The organism is Phycicoccus sp. Soil748, assembly GCF_001428025.1.
In the GTDB taxonomy this organism is placed as follows: domain Bacteria; phylum Actinomycetota; class Actinomycetes; order Actinomycetales; family Dermatophilaceae; genus Pedococcus.
The window spans coordinates 1-1,671 of the sequence record NZ_LMSC01000011.1; the positions used below are offsets into that span (position 1 = coordinate 1).

General features: G+C 55.5%; 2 rRNA genes (1 of these 2 only partly in view). Both read right to left on the reverse strand.

Annotation, left to right across the window (positions count from 1 at the left end):
- Positions 1-24: 24 nt before the first annotated feature.
- Positions 25-141: ribosomal RNA gene (gene rrf, locus ASG70_RS16210) — 5S ribosomal RNA — on the reverse strand.
- 80 nt (positions 142-221) lie between these two features.
- Positions 222-1,671: ribosomal RNA gene (locus ASG70_RS16215) — 23S ribosomal RNA — on the reverse strand (it continues 1,483 nt past the right edge of the window).

The window sequence follows — 1,671 nt, forward strand, 5'->3', positions numbered from 1 at the left end:
AGGCCCTTTCGACTTGGAAAGTGTGTTCGGCTGCGTCCTACTCTCCCACACCGTCACCAGTGCAGTACCATCGGCGCTGAAGGGCTTAGCTTCCGGGTTCGGAATGGGACCGGGCGTTTCCCCTTCGCTATGACAGCCGAAACTCTATGGAGATATGTATCAGTGGTTGGGTGTCCCGACCGTATCTCGGGAACCACACAGTGGACGCGTAACATCTTTGTTGTATCAAGTTATCGGCTTATTAGTACCAGTCAGCTACACACATTGCTGTGCTTCCACGTCTGGCCTATCAACCCAGTAGTCTAGCTGGGAGCCTCTCAGGCCGAAGCCTATGGAAACCTCATCTTGAAGCGTGCTTCCCGCTTAGATGCTTTCAGCGGTTATCACTTCCGAACGTAGCTAATCAGCCGTGCTCTTGGCAGAACAACTGACACACCAGAGGTTCGTCCATCCCGGTCCTCTCGTACTAGGGACAGCTCTTCTCAAGTTTCCTACGCGCACAGCGGATAGGGACCGAACTGTCTCACGACGTTCTAAACCCAGCTCGCGTACCGCTTTAATGGGCGAACAGCCCAACCCTTGGGACCTACTCCAGCCCCAGGATGCGACGAGCCGACATCGAGGTGCCAAACCATGCCGTCGATATGGACTCTTGGGCAAGATCAGCCTGTTATCCCCGGGGTACCTTTTATCCGTTGAGCGACGGCGCTTCCACAAGCCACCGCCGGATCACTAGTCCCGACTTTCGTCCCTGCTCGACATGCCTGTCTCACAGTCAAGCTCCCTTGTGCACTTACACTCAAAACCTGATTGCCAACCAGGCTGAGGGAACCTTTGGGCGCCTCCGTTACCTTTTAGGAGGCAACCGCCCCAGTTAAACTACCCACCAGGCACTGTCCCTGATCCGGATCACGGACCGAGGTTAGATATCCAGAACGACCAGAGTGGTATTTCAACGTTGACTCCNNNACCGACACTGGCGTGCCGGCTTCACAGTCTCCCNCTGCTGCGCGTAACGAGCATCTTTACTCGTAGTGCAATTTCGCCGAGTTCGTGGTTGAGACAGTGGAGAAGTCGTTACGCCATTCGTGCAGGTCGGAACTTACCCGACAAGGAATTTCGCTACCTTAGGATGGTTATAGTTACCACCGCCGTTTACTGGGGCTTAAATTCTCAGCTTCGCTCCGAAGAACTAACCGGTCCTCTTAACCTTCCAGCACCGGGCAGGCGTCAGTCCGTATACATCGTCTTGCGACTTCGCACGGACCTGTGTTTTTAGTAAACAGTCGCTTCTCCCTGGTCTCTGCGGCCCTTTCCCCTAGTCAGCAAGTGACTTCAGGGTCTGGGCCCCCCTTCTCCCGAAGTTACGGGNGAGTCGGTTTGGGGTACGGGCGGCTCGAACCTCGCTAGAAGATTTTCTTGGCAGCATAGGATCACCCTGCTTCCCGCATACGCGGTCACTATCAGGTCTCAGGATATGTGCGACCCGGATTTGCCTAGGTCACTCCCTACACCCTTGGACGTGGACTACCATCGCCACGCGGAGGCTACCTTCCTGCGTCTCTCCATCGCTTGACTACTACTAGATCGGGTCACGCGCTCCACCAGCAACCTCAGCCCGAAGGCGTTGGGAACTGGCTTTGGGCGTTTAGCATCACTAGGTTCGTCATG